General features: G+C 70.5%; 21 protein-coding genes and 1 riboswitch. Of the genes, 11 read left to right on the forward strand and 10 right to left on the reverse strand.

Features of this window, described 5'->3' with window-relative positions; genetic code table 11:
* The first annotated feature begins 252 nt into the window (after positions 1-252).
* Both OHT57_RS25720 and OHT57_RS25725 read left to right on the forward strand, forming a co-directional pair.
* On the forward strand, positions 253-1,047 hold the full coding sequence (locus OHT57_RS25720; protein ID WP_328748854.1) for a GAF and ANTAR domain-containing protein: 795 nt from the start codon (positions 253-255) through the stop codon (positions 1,045-1,047).
* Positions 1,048-1,070: 23 nt separating this feature from the next.
* The gene (locus OHT57_RS25725) at positions 1,071-1,340 is read left to right on the forward strand and encodes an ANTAR domain-containing protein (protein WP_328748855.1); all 270 of its coding nucleotides are present in this window, start codon (positions 1,071-1,073) and stop codon (positions 1,338-1,340) included.
* Between the two features lie 4 nt (positions 1,341-1,344).
* On the opposite strand, the gene OHT57_RS25730 is transcribed toward OHT57_RS25725, so the two are convergent.
* Positions 1,345-2,139, reverse strand: coding sequence for a hypothetical protein (locus OHT57_RS25730; RefSeq protein WP_328748856.1), 795 nt, complete (start codon positions 2,137-2,139; stop codon positions 1,345-1,347).
* Positions 2,140-2,580: 441 nt separating this feature from the next.
* On the opposite strand from OHT57_RS25730, the gene thrS reads away from it, so the two are divergent.
* Together thrS and OHT57_RS25740 are read left to right on the forward strand one after the other, a co-directional pair.
* Positions 2,581-3,801: a threonine--tRNA ligase gene (gene thrS / locus OHT57_RS25735; RefSeq protein WP_328748857.1), complete on the forward strand. Its 1,221-nt coding sequence runs from the start codon at positions 2,581-2,583 to the stop codon at positions 3,799-3,801.
* Positions 3,802-3,839: 38 nt separating this feature from the next.
* Complete coding sequence (locus OHT57_RS25740; protein WP_328748858.1) at positions 3,840-4,802, forward strand: nucleoside hydrolase; 963 nt, start codon at positions 3,840-3,842, stop codon at positions 4,800-4,802.
* 25 nt (positions 4,803-4,827) lie between these two features.
* Here OHT57_RS25740 and OHT57_RS25745 read toward each other — a convergent pair whose 3' ends face one another.
* Positions 4,828-5,937, reverse strand: a complete 1,110-nt coding sequence (locus OHT57_RS25745) for a HoxN/HupN/NixA family nickel/cobalt transporter (protein WP_328748859.1) — start codon at positions 5,935-5,937, stop codon at positions 4,828-4,830.
* 29 nt (positions 5,938-5,966) lie between these two features.
* Positions 5,967-6,172, reverse strand: a riboswitch (cobalamin riboswitch).
* Between the two features lie 80 nt (positions 6,173-6,252).
* Between OHT57_RS25745 and OHT57_RS25750 the strand changes: the two genes are divergently transcribed.
* A complete protein-coding gene (locus OHT57_RS25750; RefSeq protein ID WP_328748860.1) occupies positions 6,253-6,600 on the forward strand; it encodes an ArsR/SmtB family transcription factor in 348 nt (115 codons plus the stop codon).
* Here the strand turns inward: OHT57_RS25750 and OHT57_RS25755 are convergent, their stop codons facing one another.
* From OHT57_RS25755 to OHT57_RS25765, 3 genes are read right to left on the reverse strand one after another with little or no spacing between them, the layout of a single operon-like run.
* Positions 6,601-6,792: a DUF397 domain-containing protein gene (locus OHT57_RS25755; protein WP_328748861.1), complete on the reverse strand. Its 192-nt coding sequence runs from the start codon at positions 6,790-6,792 to the stop codon at positions 6,601-6,603.
* A 35-nt stretch (positions 6,793-6,827) separates the two neighbouring features.
* Positions 6,828-7,019 (reverse strand): DUF397 domain-containing protein, encoded by a 192-nt coding sequence (locus OHT57_RS25760; protein ID WP_328748862.1) that lies wholly within the window; start codon positions 7,017-7,019, stop codon positions 6,828-6,830.
* Positions 7,020-7,025: 6 nt separating this feature from the next.
* Positions 7,026-7,907 carry a helix-turn-helix domain-containing protein gene (locus tag OHT57_RS25765; RefSeq protein ID WP_328748863.1) on the reverse strand — a complete coding sequence of 294 codons (882 nt, stop codon included), beginning with the start codon at positions 7,905-7,907 and terminating at the stop codon, positions 7,026-7,028.
* 184 nt (positions 7,908-8,091) lie between these two features.
* Between OHT57_RS25765 and OHT57_RS25770 the strand changes: the two genes are divergently transcribed.
* The 5 genes from OHT57_RS25770 to OHT57_RS25790 all read left to right on the forward strand — a co-directional run bounded on the left by OHT57_RS25770 (position 8,092) and on the right by OHT57_RS25790 (position 10,820).
* Complete coding sequence (locus tag OHT57_RS25770) at positions 8,092-8,529, forward strand: ATP-binding protein (protein ID WP_328748864.1); 438 nt, start codon at positions 8,092-8,094, stop codon at positions 8,527-8,529.
* A gap of 159 nt (positions 8,530-8,688) precedes the next feature.
* Entirely contained in the window at positions 8,689-9,051 is a 363-nt protein-coding gene (locus OHT57_RS25775; RefSeq protein ID WP_328753328.1) for a sortase-dependent protein, read from the forward strand.
* A gap of 2 nt (positions 9,052-9,053) precedes the next feature.
* Positions 9,054-9,689, forward strand: a complete 636-nt coding sequence (locus OHT57_RS25780) for a class F sortase (protein ID WP_443053486.1) — start codon at positions 9,054-9,056, stop codon at positions 9,687-9,689.
* Positions 9,690-9,793: 104 nt separating this feature from the next.
* The gene (locus OHT57_RS25785) at positions 9,794-10,291 is read left to right on the forward strand and encodes an RNA polymerase sigma factor (protein ID WP_328748867.1); all 498 of its coding nucleotides are present in this window, start codon (positions 9,794-9,796) and stop codon (positions 10,289-10,291) included.
* Entirely contained in the window at positions 10,275-10,820 is a 546-nt protein-coding gene (locus OHT57_RS25790; protein WP_328748868.1) for a hypothetical protein, read from the forward strand. The genes OHT57_RS25785 and OHT57_RS25790 overlap by 17 nt, the downstream gene beginning before the upstream one ends.
* Positions 10,821-10,985: 165 nt before the next feature.
* Here OHT57_RS25790 and OHT57_RS25795 read toward each other — a convergent pair whose 3' ends face one another.
* From OHT57_RS25795 to OHT57_RS25810, 4 genes are all read right to left on the reverse strand, one after another.
* Positions 10,986-11,438, reverse strand: coding sequence for a peptidoglycan-binding domain-containing protein (locus OHT57_RS25795; RefSeq protein ID WP_328748869.1), 453 nt, complete (start codon positions 11,436-11,438; stop codon positions 10,986-10,988).
* A 290-nt stretch (positions 11,439-11,728) separates the two neighbouring features.
* Positions 11,729-12,334 carry a GNAT family N-acetyltransferase gene (locus tag OHT57_RS25800; RefSeq protein ID WP_328748870.1) on the reverse strand — a complete coding sequence of 202 codons (606 nt, stop codon included), beginning with the start codon at positions 12,332-12,334 and terminating at the stop codon, positions 11,729-11,731.
* Positions 12,331-13,500 carry a ThiF family adenylyltransferase gene (locus tag OHT57_RS25805; RefSeq protein ID WP_328748871.1) on the reverse strand — a complete coding sequence of 390 codons (1,170 nt, stop codon included), beginning with the start codon at positions 13,498-13,500 and terminating at the stop codon, positions 12,331-12,333. The genes OHT57_RS25800 and OHT57_RS25805 overlap by 4 nt, the downstream gene beginning before the upstream one ends.
* Positions 13,501-13,610: 110 nt before the next feature.
* The gene (locus tag OHT57_RS25810; RefSeq protein WP_328748872.1) at positions 13,611-13,835 is read right to left on the reverse strand and encodes a hypothetical protein; all 225 of its coding nucleotides are present in this window, start codon (positions 13,833-13,835) and stop codon (positions 13,611-13,613) included.
* Positions 13,836-14,238: 403 nt separating this feature from the next.
* Between OHT57_RS25810 and OHT57_RS25815 the strand changes: the two genes are divergently transcribed.
* The gene (locus OHT57_RS25815; RefSeq protein ID WP_328753329.1) at positions 14,239-15,336 is read left to right on the forward strand and encodes a MerR family transcriptional regulator; all 1,098 of its coding nucleotides are present in this window, start codon (positions 14,239-14,241) and stop codon (positions 15,334-15,336) included.
* A gap of 167 nt (positions 15,337-15,503) precedes the next feature.
* On the opposite strand, the gene OHT57_RS25820 is transcribed toward OHT57_RS25815, so the two are convergent.
* Positions 15,504-16,448 carry an LAETG motif-containing sortase-dependent surface protein gene (locus tag OHT57_RS25820; protein ID WP_328748873.1) on the reverse strand — a complete coding sequence of 315 codons (945 nt, stop codon included), beginning with the start codon at positions 16,446-16,448 and terminating at the stop codon, positions 15,504-15,506.
* Between the last annotated feature and the right edge of the window lie 227 nt (positions 16,449-16,675).

A 16,675-nucleotide genomic window follows, 5' to 3' on the forward strand; every position in this document is an offset into this window, starting at 1 on the left:
CCCGCGCGGGGCATCGACGGACGCCCCGGTCGGCGTCGCGGAACAGGGACGAAGCAGCTACGCCGCTCTGGGCACAGGGACGCCGTGGCGCGATCGAGGGGGGACGGGCGGGGACATGGGCGGCTCCAGCACAGTTCGACGCTGTGCGGCCGCTGCCTGACCGTCGCCGTCAACAGTAAAGAACTCGTATGCGGTCTGTGAAGAGCGCATGGGGGTACCTGGTGGTCCGGACCACCGAGGAAGGACGCCCTTGTGACGGACACACCCTCCGCGGCCCCGCCCGACGGGCCGGCACGCGGTGAGCAGACCCTGGCACGACTGCAGCAACTGCAGCTGGAGGCCGACCGGCTGGACGACTTCCTGCGCGAGCTCGTACGGCTCGCCTCGACGTCACTGCCCACGCCGGTGTACTGCTCGATCACTCTCAGGTCGGAGAACAGCGCCCACCCGTACACCGCGGCCGCCAGCCACCAACTGGTGGACCAGTTCGATCAGCGGCAGTACGACGAGGGCGACGGCCCGTGTCTGCGGACCCTGCGGACCGGCACCTCGCACCATGTCGACGACGTCGACGGGGAGGACCGCTTCGGCTCCTTCCCCGACATCGCCCGGGAGTACGGCCTGCGCAGCATGCTCGCGCTGCCGCTGGCACCGCCCCGGCAACAGGTCGCCGGCGTGCTGAACATGTACTCCGCCGAACCGCACGGTTTCGACCTGTCGGTGCGTGAGCAGGCCGTCGTCTTCGCGGGGCACGCCTCGGGCGCGCTGGGCGTGGCCCTGAAGTTCGCGGGCCAGCTCCAGTTCAGCCTGGACCTGCAGAGCGCGATCGCCTCACGGACCGTCATCGACCAGGCTCTCGGCATCGTCATGGCCCGGGAGGGCTGCACCGCGGAGCGGGCGTTCGAGATCCTGACCAAGGCCTCCCAGCAGCGCAACGTGAAACTGCGCGACCTCGCCGGGGACCTCGTCCAGGGTGTCTCCGGGCAGCCGCCCTCCGTACGGCCGCTCTCCCCGCGCACCTTCCCGCTGGCCGGCCAGGGCCACTAGGCATTTGACCCGGAGGGCGGCGGGTGGCCGGGCGGTGCCCATGGCCCGCCGAGGCCCGGCGCCCGCACGACCTGCTCACCTCCCTGCAGGCCGCGGTCTCCGCGAAGGCGAGTGTCGAGCCGGCGAAGGGGCTGCTCGCGGAGTACGCGGGCGTCTCGTTCCCCGAGGCGCTGAAGCTGCTGCGCCGGCACGCGGAGAAGGAGCACCGGTCCCTGACGGCCGTCGCCCGCGCCCTGGCCGAGCGCAGCCTGGACCCCCGGGACGTACTGGAGGAGCAGCTGCGCCGGTCCTGACCGGTCAGACCTGTACCCGGCCCTGCTTCCTGACCTCCGTCAGCCGCCGGGCCCCCAGCTCCACGGCGGCCTGCGTGGCGTCCGTCTGTACGTCGCCGAAGCCGCCGTTGGTCACGCTGATCGCGTCCTCCCCCACCCGGACGGCGGCGACCTCCAGGGTGAGCGTCACCGGTTCACCGGCCGGGGACTGGCCGGTCAGCAGCAGCCCCAGCCCCTGCCGGGCGTCTCCCGCCTCCGGCAACGGCGCCTCCATCACCTGGACGCCCAGCACGGCCCCGGTGACCGTCGTGGCCGCGAACCGGGCGCACTTCTGCGGAAGGTCCTTCAGCCAGGCCAGCGTTCTGTCGATCTCGGCCGGGGGTCGGGCGAGCACCTGATAGCGCAGCTGCGCCTCGTTCCACTGGTCGTCCAGTCCCACGACCGCGCGGGGCTGGGCATCGGCCCCGAACAGGTCGTCTGCGTACAGCGAGTCGAGCAGCCGCTGGCAGTCCGGCAGTTCCGTCTTCGCCTTCAGCACCCCGTCGTGCCAGGTGGCCGTGCCCTGGGTGGGGGTCCAGGGCTCCCCGAGATCCGCGTCCGTGATGAGGGCGGCCTGGGCCATGGCCTCGGTGAGGGTGGTGGAGGCGGCCGGTGAGGCTTTCGGGCTCGGGCTCTTGGACGGGGCCGCGCTGGTGGGCGGGGTGATCGGCGGCTTGGCCGCGGCCGGCGGCGTGGAGAGCGCGGAACAGCCGGTGGCGGCGAGGAGACCGGCGAGGGCGAGGACGCAGGCGGCGACGTGGGAGGCACGGGGCGGGGTCATGTCTCCAAGTGACCACCGGGTTCGACGGGGTCACCAGCGGTCCGGGCCGTACGGGTTACGCGGTGCGGTGCACGCGGTGCGGTGCACTGGTACGCCGTTCCCCGGTGAACCGCGTGCGGCCCGGCGAAACCCTGCGCCGCGGATCTGCGGGTGTGGCCGGTGGCCGTGCGTGTGCGGCGCGGATCTGTGGGTGTGGTCCGGCCGGTAACCGTGCGCCCCGGACCCGGGCCGCGCGGTCCGGGCGAAAACCCTTCGCGCCGCCTCCGCGCCTCCCGCTACCGTCCTCTCATGCAGCGCGCCCAAGCAGTCCCGTCGATCACGACGACGCCGGAGCAGGTCCCGGTGCGCTGACCGCTGACGCAGTCCGAAGCCCCGGGGCGAGTGCCCCGGGGCTTCGTCGTTCCCGCCGGTCCCTCGCCCCCCACCCCGAGGGAGACCCGCATGTACGACCACCGCCGACTCGGCCGTGAGCTCGATCTGTTCGACACCGACCCGCTGATGGGCGCGGGGCTGCCGTACTGGCTGCCCGACGGGGCCGTCGTACGGCATGTCCTGGAGGAGTACGTCAGGGAGGCGGAGCGGGCCGCCGGGTATCGGCACGTGTATTCGCCGGTGCTCGGGAAGCGGGAGCTGTACGAGATCTCCGGGCACTGGGACCATTACAGCGAGGACATGTTCCCGCCGATGCGGCTGGGCGGCGAGGAGGTCGTCCTGCGGCCCAGTCTCTGCCCGCACCACGCCCTCATCTACCGGTCCAGGTCGCACAGTTATCGTGAACTCCCGCTTCGGATGGCCGAGTTGGGCGGCATGTACCGGTCCGAGCCGTCGGGCGTCCTCGGCGGTCTCACCCGCGTCCGTTCCATCCAGCTCAACGACGCCCACATCTTCTGCACCCTGGAGCAGGCGGTCGAGGAGGCCCGCGCCGCCCTCGGCCTCATCCGCCGTGCCTACGACGACCTCGGCATCCGGGCGAGCCGCTACCGCCTCTCGCTCCCGGGCGACGGCGGCAAGTACGTGTCCGACCCGCACCTCTGGGACCGTGCCACCGCCCTCCTGAAGGAGGTCCTGGACGGCGTCGGCGTCGCGTACGAGTCGGCCGAGGGCGAGGCCGCCTTCTACGGCCCCAAGATCGACGTACAGATCACCGACCCCGCGGGCCGCGAGTCGACCCTGTCCACCGTCCAGATCGACTTCCACCAGCCCGAACGCTTCGACCTCCACTACATCGGCCCCGACGGCGCCAAGCACCGCCCGGTCATGGTCCACCGCAGCGTCATCGGCAGCGTGGAGCGGCTGGTCGCGCATCTCGTCGAGGCGCACGGCGGCGCGTTCCCGGCGTGGCTCGCCCCGGTGCAGCTCGTCGTCCTGCCGGTGTCCGACGCCCAGGAGGAACAGGCCCACGACGTCGTACGGCAGGCTCTCGCGCGCGGCATCCGGGCCGAACTCGCCGCTCCCGGCGACGGCACCCTCGCCGCCCGCATCCGCGCCGCGCGCCTGGTGCCGTACCAGGCGGTGATCGGCGAGCGGGAGGCCGACGCCGACTGCGCGGCCGTACGGCTGCGGGACGGCCGTAGGCCCGGAGCGGTGCCGGTCCACGACCTGCTGGACCGGATCGCCGCCAGGGACGGTGATCGCGGGGCCGAACTCTGGGCGGCTGCGTAAGGTCGGTCCCGTACGCCAGTGACGAAAGGACTCACGCCGTGACCGGTCAGCCCATCCCGGTGATCATCGACTGCGACACCGGTGTCGACGACGCCCTGGCCCTGCTGTTCGCCGTACGGCATCCCGGCATCGATCTGCGCGCGGTCACCTGTGTCGCCGGGAACACCGACGTCGACGGCGTGGTCCGCAACACGCTGACCGTCCTCGAGCAGGCCGGGGCCGGTGACATCCCGGTCGCCCGGGGCGCCGCGCGGCCGCTGATCGAGCCCGTGCGCACCGCGCAGCACGTGCACGGGCAGGACGGCATGGGCGACCTGGGGCTGCCCGCGCCGACCCGGGTGGCGGTGGACGTGGACGCGGTGACGCTGCTCAGGCGGGAGATCCTCGCCTCGCCGAGGCCGGTCACCCTGATCCCGACCGCGCCGCTGACGAACATCGCCCTGCTGCTGCGCACTCACCCCGAAGTGGTGCGCAACATCGAGCGGATCGTGTTCATGGGCGGCGCGGTGGCCACCGGGAACGCCACGCCCGTCGCGGAGTTCAACGTCTGGCACGACCCCGAGGCGGCCGCCGTCCTGCTCACCGCGGGCGTGCCGATCACCATGTACGGCCTGGACGTCTTCGAGCGGGTCATCGTCCCGGCGGCGGACGTCCAGCGGCTGCGCGCCAGTTCGGAACCCTCCCTCCGCATGGCGGGCGAACTCCTCGCCCACCGCGACCCGGCCACCTCCGGCGATCCCACCCCCACCGGCGGCCTCGGCGACGCGGGCGCGGTCTGCGCGGTCGTCGACCCCGGGGGCCTGAGCACCGAACTCCTCCCGGTGGAGGTCTCGTTGGCCCCCGGCCCGACCCGCGGCCAGACCGTCGTCGACCGCCGCCCGCGGCCCGGCGAGTCCGAGATCCACGGCGGCGAGCGCGAAGTCACCCTCGTGGACGTGGCGTTGGGCGTGGACGTGGACCGCTACGTGAAGCTGTGGCTGACGGCGGTGGAGGGGGTCTAGCGGCGGCAGGGAGCGGCGTCGGGCGTCAGTCGGCCGTCGCCTCGGCGGCCCGTGGTGTCCACCGCTGCTCCACCTTCGCGAGCCGCCAGTAGCTGATCGCCGCCGCCCACACCACCACGAACAGGCCGACGATGATGTAACCGACGTTGTCGAGGTCGATGTCGGCGATCCAGGTGGTGAGGGCGTCGCTGAGGTCGAACTTGTCGTGCAGGACGCCGACCAGCTCGATCGTGCCGATGAAGAACGCGACGGCGATGGACAGCCCGGTGATGGCGAGGTTGTAGAACACCTTGCGCACCGGGTTGGAGAACGCCCACTGGTAGGCGAAGTTCATGAACGTGCCGTCGAGGGTGTCGAACAGGCTCATCCCGGCGGCGAACAGCAGCGGCAGGCAGAGGATCGCGTACCAGGGCAGCCCGGCCGCCGCCCCCGAGCCCGCCATCACCATCAGCGTGACCTCGGTGGCGGTGTCGAAGCCGAGCCCGAAGAGGAAGCCCAGCGGATACATCTGGCCGGGCCGGGTGATGGACTTGGTGAGCCGCCCGAGGATCCGGTTCATGAAGCCGCGCGAGTCGAGATGCTGCTCCAGCTCCTTCTCGTCGTACGTCCCCGCCCGCATCGCCCGGAAGACCTTCAGGATGCCCAGCAGGGCGACCAGGTTGAGGGCGGCGATGACGTAGAGGAACGAACCGGAGACCGTCGTACCGAGAAATCCCAGCACCTGGTGGGTACTTGAGCCCTCGTTCATGACCTTGCCGGCCAGCTGGGTGCCGCCGGCGATCAGTGCGGCGAGCAGGACCACGACACTGGAGTGCCCGAGCGCGAACCAGAACCCTCCCGACACCGGCCGTTTTCCGTCGGCCATCAGCTTGCGGGTGGTGTTGTCGATCGCGGCGATGTGGTCGGCGTCGAAGGCGTGCCGCATGCCGAGGGTGTAGGCGGTGATGCCGAGTCCGATGCCGAAGGCCTTGTCGCCCACCTCGTAGTGCTCCGGGACGACGAGCAGGAAGAGGATGCCGAACGCTACGACGTGCAGGGCGGCGATCGCGGCCATCAGACCGACCGTCTTGACGGTGTCCTCGCGGCGCCAGCGGAAGGAGGCGGCGGCGCTCTCGGGCAGGGCAGGGTCGGTCATACGGTGGTCACTCCAGCACCTCGTGGATGAACGCGTGAGCTGCCGTGGCCGGTCTCCTGGCTTACGGGTCGTACGTTTCCCTGCCCGCCTTCCCGGCCTCGTGCTGACGGCCAGTGGCTGTCCCGCGAGGGACATGGGAGGGGAACTCCCCGATCACAGTGGCGAGGGCCGCGCCGGTCTGGACCCCAGAGGGGTCGTCACCGGCTTCCCGAGCACCACGGCTCGACCACGGTAGGGGTGCGAACCGTCTCCTGCATAGCTGCATAGTTGCGCAGGTATGGAAGATCACACCGCCCGCCTGCGAGGATGACCCCCATGCATCTCGTCCCGGCCGACCGCGCGGACCGCCGCACCATCGACGGACACCGGGTGTGCGACGCCATCGCCGCGATCGGTGACCCCGGCCATGTCCGCGCCTGGTCGGACCGGTTCGCCCTCCTGGCCGACCCCAACCGCCTCTCCCTGCTCCTCGCCCTGCACCGGACCGGCCCCCTGGCCGTCTCCGACCTCGCGATCGCCACGGGCATGAACGACCCCGCCGTGTCCCAGGCACTGCGGCTGCTGCGGGCGGCCGGCGTGGTGGCGGGGGAGAAGGAGGGGCGGGTCGTGCGGTACTCGGTGGTGGACGAGGGGGTACGGGGGTTGCTGGAGCAGGTGTCCTGATCAGGCCTGTTCGCTGTGCAGCGAGCGCAGGAAGGGGCGCCAGGTTCCGGGGTTGAGGTGGAGGACCGGGCCGTCGGGGTGCTTGCTGTCACGGACGGCCACGGTGGCGGGTATGTTGCGGGCGACTTCGACGCACTCCTGGCCGGCGTTGCCGCCGCTGTGGCTGGACTTGACGAACTCGAAGTGCGGCACGCTCACAGCTCCTTGTGGCGGGTGGTGCGGGGTGATCAGGCCCGTTCGCTGTGCAGGGAGTCCAGGAAGGGGCGCCAGGCGCCGGGCAGGACGAGGAGTACCGGGCCGTCGGGGTGCTTGGTGTCGCGGACGGCCACGGTGGTGGGTATGTTGCGGGCGACTTCGACGCACTCGCCGTGTGCGTCGCCGCTGCTGTAAGAGGACTTCCTGAAGTCGTAGTGGGACACGGTGTCCTACATCTCCTTGCGGATGTCGTCGATGAGTCTCACGGAGTTGCTGTGCGCCAGCCCGAGCCGCGTGATGCGGTCGAAGGTCGCGTTGTGGTGTGCGGCATCAGTCTCGCTCTCCAACCAGACCTTCGTCGACGAAGTATCCACCTGTACGACGTCCAGAGCGCCGGGCTCGGCGAACGAGACGACGGTGAAGGCACAGGTCATCCCGGGGTGAGCCCCGGCGATGAACGGGACGACCTGGACACGCACGTTGGGCAGGTGCGCCGCCTCCAGCAGGTGTTCCAGTTGAGCCCGCATGACATCCCGGCCACCGACCAGTTGGCGCACGGCCCCCTCATGCAGCAACGCCCAGAGTTGTAGCGGGCGGTCGCCGCCCAGCCGTGCCTGACGGGCCATCCTCGCCTCGACGAAGGTCTCGATTTCGTCGAGATCGTCCCAGGACCCGTTCCCGACGGCGAGGGCGCGGGCGTAGTCAGGGGTCTGCAAGAGGCCGGGTACGAAGGCCAGTTGCCAGGTGCGGAGTTCCGTGGCGATGTCCTCCAGGGCCACGTACTCGATCTGCGCCGTCAGTTGCGGGTACTGGTTCCACCAGCCCCTGGCCTTGCGCCGTTCCCGGTCCGCCTTGGCCAGGGCGAGCAGTTTGCCGATAGCCGTTTCGTCGGTCTCGCCGTAGAGGTGGGACAGGGCCCTGATGTCGGGATCACGCATCGGCACCTGCCCGCGCTCGATCTTCGCCACCTTCGTGACGGATGCCGTCAGTGCCTCGGCAGCGTGCGTCTGCCGAAGATCGCAGGCCTCACGCATCCTCAGCAGCTCACCACCGAGCCGTCGCCCGAGAACGGTTGTGACGGTCTTCCCGCGGTTGGGGTCCCTGCCTGCCATGAGCTCCCTTTCGTCAACACTGGCGTAGGCCAGCGATGTTTCTGCCCTGTTCGATTGCTGGCCAGCTTCCTCAGAGGCTACCGTCAGTACTCGGTCGCCCACACAAAGAAACCAGTTGGCGGAAGTGCACCGCGCTGCCCGCGCGGCGGAGCCACCCCGACGTCGCCACTCCCTGGAGGAATCCGTGACCGACTCCTGTCCTCCCCGGCCGCCCAAGTCCAACGACCGTCACGACGAGGTCAGTTACACCCCGTACCCGCGCAGCGTCCCCCTCGCTCGCAGACGCGTCGCTCGACTCGCCGTCGACTGGGGGCTACCGCACCTCGCCGGCGACGCCGCCCTGCTGGCAAGCGAGTTGTGCACGAACGCCCTGCTGCACGGCTGCCTGCGGGACCGCCTGTTCCGGGTCGAGACGTCCCTCACTGATACCGCGCTCAGGATCGCGGTGACCGATCCGCGAGGGGAACGCCTCCCGGGCGCCCGGCCGTCCGACCCCGACGACCAGTTCGGCCGGGGCCTGCTCATCGTCCGGATGCTGGCGGGGCGTTGGGCCGTGGAGACGCTGACCGTCGGCAAGACGGTGTGGGCGGAACTGGACATTCTGCAGAAGCGGGACGCGTAACCGTGTGGAGCAACGACTTTGCCATTCCTTTACAACCGACTCCTCCGCCGGCTCGTCTCTCCGCACGTTCCGTCACTCAGCCGTCCGGCCGGCCCGACCACCGGGCCGGGCCACTTTCCGGGCGGACCGACGAAAGAGAGCGATTCCATGCGCCGTACCGTGCGCCGTACCGTCCTCAGCGCCGTGGCACTCGCGGCCACCGCCGTACTGGCGGGCACCGCACCCGCGTTCGCCGACGGCGCGAGCCCGTCCGCGGCCCCCACCACCGCGCCGACCGAGGCCACCCAGGCACCGACCGACGAGGCCAGCACAGCGCCCAGCGAGGCCCCCACCACTGGCGCCAGCGTCGCCCCGTCCCAGGTCGCCGAGGTTCCGAACGGCGCACCCGACACCGGGGTGACGCAGACGTCGTCGGACTCCGGAACGCCGGGAGCGCTGATCGGCGGAGGGGCTGCCGCCGCGTTCGCCGTGGCCGGCGCCGCGGTGATCGTCGTACGCCGTCGGCGGGCGACCGGAGCGTGACCGTGCTCTCCAGGCGCGCGTTCGGCACAGGGGCCGCGGCTGCCGCGGCCTCGCTGCTCGTGGGCTGTTCCTCCGACGCCGGGGGTGTACGGACGACGGGGATCGAGACTCCCGACGCCGCCGCGTCGCAGCCGACCGCCGGCAAGCACACCGCCGCGAAGTCTGTCCGGGCGGTGGGCCGTTCGGCCCCTGTCCGGCTCAGAGTCCCCGCCATCGGGGTCGACACCCCGGTCATGCGGCTGGGTCTGGCGTCCGACGGCACGGTGCAGGTCCCTCCGATCAGCGACCACGACCAGGCCGGCTGGTACGAGCACTCGCCGACGCCCGGCCAGACCGGCCCGTCGGTGATCCTCGGCCATGTCACGGTCGGCGCGTACGGGGACGGCGTCTTCCACGGCCTGTCGCGGCTGCGCCGGGGCGAGAAGATCGTGGCGCGTCTGGAGAACGGCACGGAGACGGAGTTCACGGTCACCTCCGTGCGGACGGTGGCCAAGGCCGACTTCCCGACGGACGACGTCTACGGGAACGTGAGCCGGCCGGAGCTGCGGCTCATCACGTGCGGTGGCCCCAAGGACGAGGACGGCTACCTCGACAACGTGATCGTCTTCGCCGCGCTGACGTCGTCCACGAACCCGTGAGCACACTGGAACACGAAGGACGGCGGGCCGCCGGAACGTACGCCGTCGGCCCGCCGTCCTCCCTCACGAGTGCCACGCCGGTGGCAACAGGCACATGGAGAGCGTTGAAACGGTCCCGCGAGAAAGCGGCGGCAGCGTCCGAGCTGTTCGCTGCCCTCTACCCGCGTCTGGCCGGCTGGTGCCGCCGCCTCGTCGACGACGACGAGACGGCCCACGAGATCGCCTCGGAGGCGTTCACGCGCCTGTGGGCCCGCTGGACGTCGGTGGAGGAGCCGCGCGGCTTCCTCTATGTGACGGCGGCGAACCTCGTCCGGGACCACTGGCGCAAGATGGAGCGCGAGCGAAGGGCCATGCGGCACGTGACCACGGAAGCCGCGCTGCGCACCCACACGGAGCCGTCGGACCCGTCCGTACGCCTCCTGGTCCAGTCGTTGCCGGAACGACTGCGTGTGCCGATCCTCCTCCACTACTACGCTGACATGCCCATTCGGGAAGTGTCCGCGCTGACCGAACGCAAGGAAGGAACCATCAAGGCCGACCTCCACGCGGCCCGTGAACTACTCCGTGCCCACCTGAGGAAAAGTCTTGACCACACGCTTTGACGACGACGCAGACCCGGAATTCGACCCCACCACCGCGGACCACGACCCCGACGACCCTCTGTTGATTCTCCTCGGGCCCGCGTCCGCCCCCGCCTACCTGGGCGCTCCCCCGGGCCGCTACGAGGAGATCCGCCGCACCGCGACCCGCCGTCGCCGCACCCGCGTGGCGGCCGGAGTGGGCGTGGCCTGCACCATCGCCGCCCTCATCGTCCTCCCCCTCAACCTGACGTCAGCGCAGAGCCCCCGCTCCCCGACGGTCCCCCAGGCCCCGCCGCCCGCGAGCAGCTCGGTGACGCCCCCCGTCGACCGCTCGCCGTCACCCGGCACACCGCAGCCGTCCGAACCCGCCACCAGCGACCCCGCCGGCCCCGACGAAGTTCCCTCCGGGACGACCTCCGTCCCGAGCCGAATGCCCCGCACCACGGCCGGCGAGTCTCGGGCGCCCACGACCACGGCTACGACAGAGCCGACTACGGCGGACATCATGCCGTCGGCGAGTGTGGCGCAGGACAGCACCATGGCGCCGTAGCGGCCAGGCCGAAGAAAGCAGCGTCAAAGAACAAGGCGGGCAGGACGTCAAAGCCGATCCCGAGCGCAACAGTCTGTCTGTGTCCGTTGAGACCGCGACAGCGTTTCGGGCCGGTCGAGCGGAAAATTCCCGCTCGACCGGCCCGAAACTATATGCAGATGTGGCTCAGCAGCCCGTGGCGTTGTAATTCCAGAACGCGGCCCTGGTCTGCGGTCCGGCGATCCCGTCGGGGGTTCCGGCGTTGTAGCCGACGTTGTTCAGGAACTTCTGGAGCGCTGTGATCGTGTTGGGCCCGACGGCTCCGTCGACGGTACCGGCGTTGTAGCCCCAGGCGTTGAGCAGCCGCTGTGCTGCCTTCCAGCTGTTGGTGCCCAGCTGTCCGTCCTCGGTACCGGCGTTGAAGCCCCAGGCGTTCAGGCAGCTCTGCCAGTTCTTGGCCCGGGCCGTGTCCAGGCCGAGGTTGTTCACCGCGAGGATGGAGACGCGCGCGCTGCCGGCCGTGGACTGGGTGGCCTGCTGAGGAGCCGCCACGCTCGCACTCGCACCCGCGAGACCTCCGGCTGCAATGCCGACGACGGCAGTCGCGGTGACGAGAGCCCTGGCCAGAGAAGATCGCATTGTTCTCTCTTTCCTATCGACATGAGGAAGTGACGCGAACGACCGCGCCGGCCGTCCGCACCGACCCGAGCGTGCCAGGAGCACACACCCAAAATCTCGCGAAAATACGCCCCACTTTTTCGTATGACCAAATCCCGGCCATATTTCAGACGTGTTCTGCGGTGGGATTCCGCCAAGGGTTCTGTGAATTCCGGCCGATACGGTCGTCGGCGCGATCGGGTACGCCCGGGTGACGGCCCGGCGCCGGAACGGGACGCGTTCCGGCGCCTCATCACTCGGGTGACCGTGGCTCAGGCCGGCAGGAGGCCGTGGCTGTCGGCGAGGACGGCCCGTTCCGCGGGGGTGGCCGAGGCGCGCCATTCCGGGGCCAGGGCGGCGTACGTGGTGACGTCGTGCCACTGGCCCTGGGTGTGGAACAGCTGCCGCAGGGTGGCCTCGGGGCGCAGGCCGGCGGCGAGCATCAGGTCACGCATGCGGGCGTGGTCGGCGCGGTGGCCGGCCCAGATGCGGTGCAGGCCCAGGGGACCGAAGCCGTACGCCATCAGGAGCCGTCCGGCCTCGTGGCCGTGGCCGCGCACGGGTGCGTCGGGCAGCAGGACGAGTCCGGTGAGCATGGCGTTGCTGCCGTAGTCCTCGACCAGCAGCCCCATGGTGCCGACCATGGTGTCGTCACCCGGCGCGCAGACAGCGAGGGTGTGCTTGCGGCGCGGGTGGGCGTAGGGCTGGGCCAGGCACTGGGCGAAGGCGTCCTGTGCCTGGCGGGCGTCCATGCGGTCGAGGCCGAGGTAGCGGGTCAGCACGCGGTGGGTGTAGACGCGCTCGAAGGGCGCGAGGTCGGTGGCCCGCAGTTCACGCAACCACAGGTGCTCGCCGTGCAGTTCGGGCAGATGTGTCATGACATGGCTCCGGCCGGGGCCGCCCGCTCGGCGGCGACGAGGGCTTCGAGGTCGACGTAGTAGCGTCCTGACGGCACCGGGGCGCCCAACAGGATCCGTCGGGCGGTGTCGGTGACCAGGGCCCCGCCGAGCGCGACACCGCTCGCCAGCTGCGGCCAGCTCGACAGCGTGCGGCCGATCCGGCCCAGGGCGTCGGTCATGGCCGGGCTGAGGCGGCTCTCGTCCACGATCCGCAGCAGGACGTCGAGCGACCCGGCGGGGTCGAGGCCGCGGACGTCGTGGGCGGTGAGGCCGTCGGCCCGGCCGTGGAAGAGAGGCCGGTCCGGTTCCTCGTCGAAGCGCTCCACGTCCAGCAGGCCACGGTCGTTGGCGTCCATCAGCACCGGGACGCGGCGGGCGCGGGCGTGCTCACGGGCGGCGAACTTCGCCCAGAGAGTGTCGCACTCCTCGACGAGCAGGTTGAGCCCGGTGCCGGGAGCGGTGCCGAAGAACGCCTCGATGGTCTCCTCGGTCACGCCCGAGCGGTGGATCTCGATGTCGAGATAGGGGTCGATCTCGTACATCTGACGTGCGCACAGGACGGTCTTCTCCACGCCCAGGTCGTGGACACCGGCCCGCAGCCGGTTGAGGTTCGACAGCCCCAACCGGTCGAAGTCCGCCAGGCGGAACGATCCTCCTACGCCTTCCATGGCGCAGGTGAGCGCCGCGCTGTTGCCCACGGACAGGCCGAGCACGCCGATACGCCGGCCGAGCAGCGCCTGTTGTTGGACCCGGGTGATCTTGTCCCGGTTGCGGTCGGTGCGGACCAGTCGGAACTCCTCGGCCGGCAGGACGTGCACCAGCCGTGCCGACCACGGGTACCAGACCCAGGTGCCGTAGCGGTTGCGCGGGGCGCCGGCCAGGATCTCCGTGATGGCGGCCGCCATGCTCCGCTCCTGCGGCGGCAGCCCCGGCCGCGTGCAGCGCGCCAGTTCTTCCAGCTGGTCGTCGATGCGGTCATGGACTTCCCGTACGGCACCCGACTCCAGCAACGCGGCGAGAGCCGCTGCTCCGTCGGCATCCGCCGGGTTCAGGAGAACGGGCCGGAAGGCGTCCTGCGGGGCAGTGGACGAGACGGCGGCGGGGAACGCGGGTGAGGTATCTGTGCGGATATCTGAATCGATCACGAGGCGGGAAGGTAGCAGCCGAATGATCTTGGAAAGCCCTTGTCACACGGGAGGGCGCATTCGAATTGATGCGCGGGAGGGGAGGCGTGCTGAATGCGGGGCCGAGGGCGTCAACCGCTCGTTTCCGGGCCCCACTGGTCGGGGCCGACTCCTCGCCAGTCGATCCACGGTGAGTCCGCCACCTCCGACGGGTCGATCTCCAGTCCGGCCCGGCGGAGGAACTCGGCCACGTCGGCCGCGTTGTGGGCCAGGCCGAGGATCTCGCCGTCCACGCGGACGCGTCGGCCGCCCGTGGGTGACGGGGGAAGCACGATCACGCGAATCGGTCCGGACATGCCTTCAGGGTCGTCCTGGGCATCCGGTCCCGCATTCCGGCCCGTCATCGGCGCGGCCCGGAACGGTCGGCTCGCGGGGTGGGCCGCGGGCGTGGTCCTCGGGTGGGCCGCAGGTGGGCGGTACTACTCCGTTCCTGTGGTGGCCGGGTGAGGTGGGCGGGGAGCGATCGCATGACTGAATTCAATCATGTGTTCGATTTATGAGGCCATGGCCGACCCGCACGTGTGACTCGCAGCGATAGTTGGCCACTCGCAGTGCTACTTGGCCCTGTCCTGTCCATCCGGCCCGCACCGAATGATCCGAACCACGTCAGTTGGCCCCGGCGGGGCTGGGCTTGTTGGCACAGCGCTTGACCCTCACGTGACGTCAGGCCGCATAGTCGGCGGCGTGGAGGAACACCTGATGGTGGGACGCGTGGCCGACCTTGCCGGCGTGACCGTCCGCACGTTGCATCACTACGACGAGATCGGCCTCGTGCAGCCGTCCGCGCGGACGGCTGCCGGGTACCGGGTCTACTCGGCGGGAGACGTGGAGCGGCTGAGGGAGGTGCTGGTTTACCGGCGGCTGGGTTTCACGCTGCGGGAGGTCGCCGATCTGGTTGGCGACCCGTCCATCGATACGGTCGCGCACCTGCGCCGGATGCGCGGTCTGCTGCTGGAACAGCGCGACCGTGCCGACGCCATGGGGGCCGCCATCGACAGGGAACTGGAGGCGCGGGCGATGGGGATGAAGATGACGCCGGAGCAACAGCTGGGAATGGTCGGCGCGCGGTTGTACGACACCATCGGGAGTGCATACACCGCGACGCGGCACACGGAGCCGCGGATCGCCGAACAGGTCTGGGACGCGCTGGGCGACGCGCGAACGGTGTTGAACGTCGGCGCCGGTACCGGTTCCTACGAGCCGCCGGGTCGCGAGGTCACCGCGGTGGAGCCGTCGGCGGTCATGCGGGCACAGCGTCCCGCGGGCGCGGCGCTGTGTGTGGCAGCCGCCGCGGAGAACCTGCCGTTCGAGGACCAGTCCTTCGACGCCGCGATGGCCTTCAGCACCGTTCATCACTGGCAGGACCCGGTCGCGGGCCTGCGCGAGATGCGGCGCGTGGCCCGGCGCGTGGTGGTGTTCACCTTCGACGCCAGTGAATTCGGATGGCGTCGCCGGTTCTGGCTCACCCGCGACTACCTGCCCGAGGCCGCCGGCCTTGTCGCGGGCTGGTCGCTGGCCGGGCTGGCCGACGCGATCGGGGCCCGCACAGAGCCGGTGCTCATCCCGTGGGACTGCGCCGACGGCTTTCTCGAAGCCTACTGGCGCAGGCCCGAGGCTTACCTGGACGATCACGTGCGCCGCGCGGTGTCGCTATGGACCAGGGTCGGGCCGGAAGCCGAGCAGCGGGCAGTCCGTGACCTCCGCGATGACCTCGCCTCAGGCAGCTGGGCGGAGCGCAACCGCGAACTCATCGACCTGGACGCGGCGGAACTCGGCCTGCGCCTGCTCGTTGCCTGAGACGCCTGTCTCTGCAGCTCCGAAACGACGTCGAGGCCGCAGTGGCCAACTACCGCTGAAAGCCACAGCACGGACTCGGACGCCGAAGAGGCCGCCCCACCGTGGACGGTGGGACGGCCTCTTCAGGAAATGCTCAGCGAGCATCAGCGATGCTCAGCCAGTGTTCGTCAGGCGCGCGAAGCCTTGCGCCGACGCGTGGCCAGGACGATGCCCGCGCCGCCCGCGAGGAGGACCGCAGCGCCGCCCGCGATCAGCGGGGTGTTGCTGCTGGCGCCGGTCTCGGCGAGGTTGTCACCGCCGCCACCGTTCGGGGTGGGGGCCGCGGGGGACGTCGTGGACTCCGAGGCGGACGGGGTCGGGGACTCCGTCGACGGGGTCTCGGAGGCGGGGGGCGTGCTCTCGGAGGCCGGAGGCGTCGACTCGGACGCCGGCGGGGTCGACTCCGAGGCCGGCGGAGTGGACTCCTCCGCGGGCGGGGTCGCCGGAGGCGTGGTCTGCGTGGTCGTGCAGTCCTTCGTGCCGCCGTTCCAGGCCGCGATCAGCTTGTCCTTGATGACCGGGTGGTCCGGGCCCTTGGGGAGGTCGCCGTGCGTGAAGCCGTCGTTGGCGTCGAGCTTGCCGTCGAACTTCGTGTTGCCGCGGTAGAGGTCGACCTGCCCGTAGCAGCCCGCGTCGGGGATCGCGACGTCGAGGGTGTCGACGGAGCCCGCCTTGACGGTCACGGTGTCGAAGTCGTGGAAGACCTGCTCGCCGGAGGTGGCGAACGTCGGGCCGTGCGCGAGGTAGGACGCCAGTGAGGCGGTGCAGGTGGACGCGTCGCCCGCGGCACGGACCTTGACGTGGACCTTGCCGTCGTCGCCCGGCTTCAGGTTCTGGTCGTCGACCTTCACCGAGGCGTAGAAGTTCTTGCCGTCGAGCGAGAACTCACAGCGGTCGGTCTCGGTCTTCGAGCCCGCGCCCGTACCGGGCTTGTAGTGCCCGCCGTCCCCCCAGCCCTTGCCGCCGGGGCAGTCGGACGCCGAGGCGACAGAGGCGAGGGCAGCGGAGAAGGCGAGCGTCGCGGCGCCCGTCCCCAGCAGGCGCCGCATGGTGACACGTCTCGCTATGGACATACGTATCCCGTCAGGATGAGAGTAAGTGGTCTCAGAAACACTGGGCCCATTGGTCACATGCGCCACAGTGTCCGCACATCGTGGATCGCCTTGCTTAACCCTGTCAACCTGCGGTGATACAACGCGGGTTCAATGACCATCACAATTTCAACACACTAGGAGTGATCCACTCCGCAAAAGCCCCAGGTTCGCTTTTCCGACGAGTTGGACAGATTCCCATTTGTCGC

This window comes from Streptomyces sp. NBC_00285 (assembly GCF_036174265.1).
Taxonomy (GTDB): domain Bacteria; phylum Actinomycetota; class Actinomycetes; order Streptomycetales; family Streptomycetaceae; genus Streptomyces.

Bases quoted from the DNA above. Each gene is read 5' to 3' on its own strand.
- OHT57_RS25795 (WP_328748869.1), bottom strand. From the start codon at position 11,438: ATGCGATCTTCTCTGGCCAGGGCTCTCGTCACCGCGACTGCCGTCGTC.
- OHT57_RS25765 (WP_328748863.1), bottom strand. From the start codon at position 7,907: ATGGCAGGCAGGGACCCCAACCGCGGGAAGACCGTCACAACCGTTCTC.
- OHT57_RS25820 (WP_328748873.1), bottom strand. From the start codon at position 16,448: ATGTCCATAGCGAGACGTGTCACCATGCGGCGCCTGCTGGGGACGGGC.
- OHT57_RS25745 (WP_328748859.1), bottom strand. From the start codon at position 5,937: ATGACCGACCCTGCCCTGCCCGAGAGCGCCGCCGCCTCCTTCCGCTGG.
- OHT57_RS25810 (WP_328748872.1), bottom strand. From the start codon at position 13,835: ATGTCCGGACCGATTCGCGTGATCGTGCTTCCCCCGTCACCCACGGGC.
- OHT57_RS25815 (WP_328753329.1), top strand. From the start codon at position 14,239: ATGGTGGGACGCGTGGCCGACCTTGCCGGCGTGACCGTCCGCACGTTG.
- OHT57_RS25750 (WP_328748860.1), top strand. From the start codon at position 6,253: ATGCATCTCGTCCCGGCCGACCGCGCGGACCGCCGCACCATCGACGGA.
- OHT57_RS25800 (WP_328748870.1), bottom strand. From the start codon at position 12,334: ATGACACATCTGCCCGAACTGCACGGCGAGCACCTGTGGTTGCGTGAA.
- thrS (WP_328748857.1), top strand. From the start codon at position 2,581: ATGTACGACCACCGCCGACTCGGCCGTGAGCTCGATCTGTTCGACACC.
- OHT57_RS25730 (WP_328748856.1), bottom strand. From the start codon at position 2,139: ATGACCCCGCCCCGTGCCTCCCACGTCGCCGCCTGCGTCCTCGCCCTC.